At 71.3% G+C, this 6,152-nt stretch carries 6 protein-coding genes; 1 reads left to right on the top strand and 5 read right to left on the bottom strand.

Features of this window, described 5'->3' with window-relative positions:
- Positions 1–1,896, bottom strand: a 1,896-nt coding sequence (gene menD, locus C5B96_RS10540; protein ID WP_104245331.1) for a 2-succinyl-5-enolpyruvyl-6-hydroxy-3-cyclohexene-1-carboxylic-acid synthase, incomplete at its 3' end; no start/stop codon positions are given.
- Positions 1,897–2,000: 104 nt separating this feature from the next.
- Positions 2,001–2,366 (bottom strand): PLD nuclease N-terminal domain-containing protein, encoded by a 366-nt coding sequence (locus C5B96_RS10545; protein WP_104245328.1) that lies wholly within the window; start codon positions 2,364–2,366, stop codon positions 2,001–2,003.
- 101 nt (positions 2,367–2,467) lie between these two features.
- Between C5B96_RS10545 and C5B96_RS10550 the strand changes: the two genes are divergently transcribed.
- Positions 2,468–2,869 (top strand): DUF4229 domain-containing protein, encoded by a 402-nt coding sequence (locus tag C5B96_RS10550; RefSeq protein ID WP_104245329.1) that lies wholly within the window; start codon positions 2,468–2,470, stop codon positions 2,867–2,869.
- Here the strand turns inward: C5B96_RS10550 and C5B96_RS10555 are convergent.
- From C5B96_RS10555 to C5B96_RS10565, 3 genes are all read right to left on the bottom strand, one after another.
- Positions 2,866–3,822 (bottom strand): 1,4-dihydroxy-2-naphthoate polyprenyltransferase, encoded by a 957-nt coding sequence (locus tag C5B96_RS10555; protein WP_369826465.1) that lies wholly within the window; start codon positions 3,820–3,822, stop codon positions 2,866–2,868. The two genes, C5B96_RS10550 and C5B96_RS10555, sit on opposite strands and share 4 nt — an antisense overlap.
- Before the next feature lie 9 nt (positions 3,823–3,831).
- On the bottom strand, positions 3,832–5,058 hold the full coding sequence (locus tag C5B96_RS10560) for an AMP-binding protein (RefSeq protein WP_104245330.1): 1,227 nt from the start codon (positions 5,056–5,058) through the stop codon (positions 3,832–3,834).
- A gap of 124 nt (positions 5,059–5,182) precedes the next feature.
- The gene (locus tag C5B96_RS10565; protein WP_104245333.1) at positions 5,183–6,115 is read right to left on the bottom strand and encodes a 1,4-dihydroxy-2-naphthoyl-CoA synthase; all 933 of its coding nucleotides are present in this window, start codon (positions 6,113–6,115) and stop codon (positions 5,183–5,185) included.
- Positions 6,116–6,152: the final 37 nt, after the last annotated feature.

The raw sequence follows: 6,152 nt of genomic DNA on the forward strand, positions 1-6,152 counted from the left end.
GGGGGCGGTGAGGGCGCGGTCGAGTTCCACGCGGGTGGTGACGCGGGTGTACGCCCAGCCGTAGGCCCGGGCCAGCGCCTCGAGGTCGACGGACTGGGGCGTCAGCATCACGCGATCGAACGCCGCCCGGTCGGCGGTGGCGGCGACCTCGAGCGTGTCGAAGATGGTGCCACCGCCATCGTTGGCGACGATCACCTGGAGGCGTGGGCGCCGCTCCCCGGTTCCGAACAGCATCGCGCCCGCGTCGTGCAGCAGCGTCAGGTCGCCGAGCAGCAGGCGCGTCACTCCGTGCTGCGTGCCCGACGCCCCCCGCGTCGCGCCCTGCCGTGAGGGCCGGGGGTCGCGCTGGCTCGCCAGGGCGATGCCGGTGGCTGTGGCGATGGTGCCGTCGATGCCCGCGAGACCGCGATTGGCGTGCACGTGGATCTTCTTGCCCAGCACGGCCCGATCCAGATCCCGGATCAACCGGGAGGCTCCGAGCACGAGCCGATCGTGCGGCCAGGTGGCCTGCCACACCGCGAGCGCGAGGGTGCGGCGGGTGATCGGCGCCTTGAGGGCCGCCGTCTCGGCGAGGCGGTAGGCACGGCGCTCGGCGATGTCCGCGGAGTTGGCGAGCTCGATGTTGGGCGCCGGGATCGGGTCGTCGGCCGCCTGTTCCCCGACGATCGCCCTGCTGTTGAGCACCCACTCCCGCAGCCACACCTGCTCCCGGTGGGCGAGCTGCCCGTCGGGAGCGCCATCGCCGGGCTGCACCAGAGGCTCGACGTCGACGGCCGTCGCGAACGTGTGCACGCGGTGCCCGGGGTTGTACGCGTCGACGAGCTCGTCGCCGGGAGCGAGCCCGTGCGCGGCGGGCGTCACCACGATCGTCTCGACGTCGGCGCGCAGCGAGAGCGCCGGAACCTCCCGCGACAGAGTGGGATGCCCGAACACGATGACCCGCTCGACCCGCCCGCCGAACTCCGCGCCCAGCTCGGTGGCGGCCAGGAGTTCGCGGTAGGCGACGACGAGGTTGCGCCCGAAGCGCGCACCGCTCGACGGCTCGGCGATGAGCGGCCAGCCGGCGCGGTGGGCGAGCTCCTCGGCTGCAGGCCCGGCGTCGTGCCCCGCAACCACCACCGTGCGCGGTCCGCGCGACAGCACCAGCGCCCCGGGCGGACGGCCGCTGGCGGCAGCGGGCACGGGTGCGGGCTCGGCGAGGGACGGCAGGCCGGCGGCGGTGCGCGCGGCGTCGACCCCGGGCATCCACTCGCCCGTCGCGAGCAGCGCCACCAGGTCGGGCACGTCGCCCGACAGCGGCTCGCGCAACTGCACGTTGAGGTGCACGGGGCCGGGGTTGCCGGTGTGGGTGCCGAGCGCGGCATCCATCGCCGACTGGGCGATCTCGGCCGCGAGCGCCTTCTCGCCCGGAGCTCCCGTGGGCGCCTCGACATCCTGGGCCTGCCGCACGAAGCGGCCGAAGAGGCCCGGCTGCCAGGTGGTCTGGTTTCCGGCCGTGCCGCGCATCGACGCCGGCCGATCGGAGGTGACAAGCAGCATCGGCACCCGCGAATGGTGCGCTTCGAGCACGGCAGGCATGAGGTTCGCCACCGCTGTTCCCGAGGTGGTCACGACGATGGCGGGGCGCCCGGTCTCGGCGGCGAGCCCCAGGGCGGTGAAGCCGGCGACGCGTTCGTCGATGCGCACCTGAAGGTCGACGAGCTGCGCCCGGTCGAATTCGGCCACTGCGAGGGCGAGCGCCTGCGAGCGCGAGCCCGGGGTCAGCACCGCGTCGGTCACGCCGATGGCGGCGAACTGGCCGACGAGGTCGAACGTGAAGTCGGCCGCCGGGCTGGGTTCCGGATGCTCGGCCACACTCTTCGCGGCGGCCGACGCGTTGGGATCCTCCCCGGGCACCGGATGCCCGCCCGCACCTGTCGCGGTGCCCGAACCATCCGCGTCACCCGCCGCAGCGGGCTCGGCGGGCTCGGCGCCGGAGTCGGCGGGGCCCGCAGGCCCGCTCACCGCTCGGTTCTGCCGTTGTCGGTGCGTTTGCCGTCGGGGTCGTCTTCGACCTCGGCGAGCTGCTGTTCGAGGTCGCGCAGCTGCTGCTCGGTCACGGGGTCGGCGCGTAGGGCACCGAGGAATTCGGGGTCGTCGTCGGGGCCGATCGTGCGGTACACCGGCCCACGGCTCGAGCGCTTGCGGCCACGCCCGACCAGGAACCACAGCACCGCCCCGATGACGGGGAAGAGCAGCACGATGAACACCCACGCCACCTTCGGCAACCCGCGCACGCGGAACCGCGGGAACAGCAGGCAGTCGACGAGCGCATACACGTAGAAGGCGGCCGCGAGTGCGACCAGACCAACCAGGAGACGTGCCATAGAGAAACCATACGCCCTGATAATGGACGTTCGCCCTCTGCCGGGAATGTCCGAAGAAGGCTTGCAGAGAGCGCCCAGAACCGCCTCGGTAAGCTGGTCAGGTGAAAACAGGACGCACGTGGCTGGTGTACACGCTGATCCGCCTCGGCATCTTCGCGGTGGCGCTGGCGGCGCTGCTTCTGACCCAGATGACGCCGTGGATCGCGGCGGCCGTGGCTGCCGTCATCTCACTGTGCGCGTCGTACATCTTCCTGCGCAAGCCGCGGGAGGAGCTGGCAGCCGGCCTCTACGAGGCGCGGCACGGTACGGGCCGGGAGGCTGCGCGCGCGCCGGAGAAGGCGGGCTCCGACGAGGAGAACGAAGACGCTGTCGTCGACCGGGCAATGCCCGGCGAGGCGCCCCGTACCGACGACGTCACCCGGGCCGGCGCGAGCCGCGCCGAGGCGCCCCGCACCGACGAGAGCTGCGCCGACGCGCCCCGCACCGACGACGGCACCAGCTAGAACGCGAACGCCGCCCCGAGGCCCAGCCCGTAGAGCAGCCCGACCAGGCTCGTCAGCTTCAGCGCCAGAATCAGTTCACGCGACGTCTTCGCGGTCAGCGTGATCAGCGCAGCCGGAATCGCCAGCAGCAGCGTGAAGAACACCAGCGGCGCCAGCGGGAACAGCAGCGAGAAGTAGAACAGCACCGCGTACGCCACGACCAGGAACGCAACGAACACGATGCGTGACGCGCGGTTGCCGATCAGCACCGCCAGGGTGCGCTTCTTCGCCACCCTGTCTTGTTCGATGTCACGGATGTTGTTCACCATGAGCACAGCGCAGGCGATCATCCCCGCCGCCACGCTCGCGTAGATCGCGATCGTGTCGAAGGTGCCGGCGACGATGTACGTGGTGCCGATGGTCGCCACGAGCCCGAAGAAGATGAAGACGAACAGCTCGCCGAGCCCGTAGTAGCCGTAGGGCCGCTTGCCACCGGTGTAGAAGTAGGCGGCAGCGATGGCGAGGGCGCCCGGGATGAGCAGCCAGTACTGATCGGTCAGCACGACGATCGCGAGGCCGGCCACCGCGCCGAGAGCGAAGAACACCAGTGCGACGGCGAGCACCCGCTTCGGGTTCGCCACCCCCGAGCCGGTCAGTCGCGGCGGACCGACGCGGAACTCATCGGTTCCCCGCACCCCATCGGAGTAGTCGTTGCTGTAGTTCACGCCGATCTGCAGAAAGAGCGCCACGGCGAGGCAGAGCAGCACCAGGCCCCAGTCGAGCGAGCCGACCCCGCCGACGAGCAGGGAGGCCGCCCCTGCGCCGAGTGCGACGGGCGCGACCGCGAGGGGAAGCGTGCGGATGCGTGCACCCGCGATCCACATCGCCGGCGTCGGCTTGACGAGCTTGTTGGGAGCCGAATGGTTCTTCGTGCCGGCCGGGTGCCCGGACTTCTTTCGTTTCGTTTGTGCCACGGGAGAATCCTAGTGAGCACTCTGGTCGGCAGCTGGATGCGCGGCGAGAGCCCGCGCCACAGAGAGCCGGTCGGGCTTGCCCGACGAGAGGGTCGGGATGATCGGAAGCAGCTCGATGCGCGACGGGGCCGCCGCGCGCCCCACCGTCTCGGTGACTCTCGCCCGCAGCCTCTCGAGCGCCCCGTCGTCGAACGGCTCGGCCGTCACCACCACGGAGGTCTGCCCCCACACGTCGCTCGGCTGCGGAACCACGATCGCGGAGTGGAACCCCTCCTCGGCCTGAACGGCGCGCTCCACCCGGTCGAGGGCGACCTTGATGCCGCCCGAGATGATCACATTGTCGATGCGACCGGAGACGGCGACGGTGACCCCGCCGTCATCGCCCCGCGTGACCGACCCGCTGTCGGCCGTGCGGTACCAGCGCCGGCCGTCGTCGATGTGGAACTTGCGCTCGGTCAGCTCGTCGTCGCCGAGGTAGCCCTCGGCGAGCATCGGCCCGGCCAGTTCGAGTTCGCCGCCCACGACCCGGGCCTCTGTGCGGCCGATCGGGCGCCCGTCGTACACGCAGCCGCCCGCGGTCTCGCTCGAACCGTAGGTGCGCATCACCCGCACCCCGAGGTCGGTGGCGCGCGCGAACAGTGCCGCGGGTACCGCCTGCCCACCGATCAGCAGAGCATCCAGTCGCCGCAGCGAATCGCGCACGGCCTCGTCGCTCTCGGCCGCGTCGACGAGCCGGGCGAGCTGCGCCGGAACGATCGACGAGAACTTCAGCGGGGCGTCGAGCTCGTCGACCAGCGCGGCGAAGGTTCGCGCGCTGAAGTGGCCGGGTGCCATCGCGACCGGAGCCGTTCCGGCCACGATCGAGCGCACGAGCACCTGCACTCCCGCGATGTAGTGCGTCGGCAGGGCGAGCAGCCACTGCCCGCTGCCACCCAGCGCCGACTCGGTCGCAGCCGCGCTCGCGAGCAGGGCGTTCGCGCTGAGGGCGACGCGCTTCGGAACACCCGAGCTGCCGGAGGTCTCGATGACGAGCGCGACGTTCTTCGCGACCCGGTCGGGCACCGGATGCCGGCTGCCGCCGTCGCCGCCGCTCGCGAGCGACGCGTGCCGCGGGCCGGCCGGCACCGCCTCGTCACTCGGCAGTATCGCGGGGCCGGTACCGCTCAGCGCGGCGCGGAGCGCGGTCTCCACCGCACCGGCGTCACCGCCGCCGATCACCTCGAGTCGTCTCGTCATGCCCCCACCCTAGAGGCCACCACCGACAACCCGGTCGAGCCCGCTGCGCGCCGCGCGAGACGCCGGAAGCCGTGCGAGACGTCAGTGGTGGACGTGCCGACGTCAGTGGTGGACGTGCCAGACGTCAGTAGTGGTACGGGAACGGCGCCCAGTCGGGGGCGCGCTTCTCGAGGAACGCGTCACGACCCTCGACCGCCTCGTCGCTGCCGTACGCCAGCCGCGTGGCCTCGCCTGCGAAGACCTGTTGCCCCATGAGCCCGTCGTCAACCGCGTTGAAGGCGAACTTCAGCATGCGGATCGCCGTGGGCGACTTGCCGAGAATGGTGCGCGCCCAGTCCAGCGCGGTCGCCTCGAGTTCGGCGTGCGGAACCACCGCGTTGACGGCGCCCATCTCGTAGGCGCGCTGGGCGCTGTACTCCCGGGCGAGAAAGAACACCTCGCGGGCGTTCTTCTGGCCGATCTGCCGCGCGAAGTACGCGCTGCCGTACCCGGCGTCGAATGAGCCCACGTCAGCATCCGTCTGCTTGAACTTCCCGTGCTCTTCACTGGCGATCGTGAGGTCGCAGACCACGTGCAGCGAATGCCCGCCACCGGCCGCCCAGCCCGGCACGACGGCGATGACGACCTTCGGCATGGTGCGGATCAGCCGCTGCACCTCGAGGATGTGCAGTCGACCCGTGGCCGCCGCGCCCTGGCCCGATCCATCCCCTGCGGTGTACTGGTAGCCGTCACGACCCCTGATGCGCTGGTCGCCGCCGCTGCAGAACGCCCAGCCGCCGTCTTTCGGGCTCGGGCCGTTGCCCGTCAGCAGAACGGTACCGATCCGTGGATTCTGCCGCGCGTCGTCGAGTGTGCGGTAGAGCTCGTCGACGGTGTGCGGGCGAAAGGCATTCCGCACCTCGGGCCTGTTGAATGCGATGCGCGCGACCTGCCCGTTGACGTCGTGGTGATACGTGATGTCGGTCAGGGCGTTCGCGGGGGCGTCGAAGCCCGGGGCGGGCACCCACTCGGTGGGGTCGAAGATTTCGGCTCGTGGCCACGAGAGGTTGACCACCATGAGCCCGCCGTAGAGAACTGCGGCGATGTTGACCGGC

The organism is Subtercola sp. Z020, assembly GCF_002931235.1.
Taxonomy (GTDB): domain Bacteria; phylum Actinomycetota; class Actinomycetes; order Actinomycetales; family Microbacteriaceae; genus Subtercola.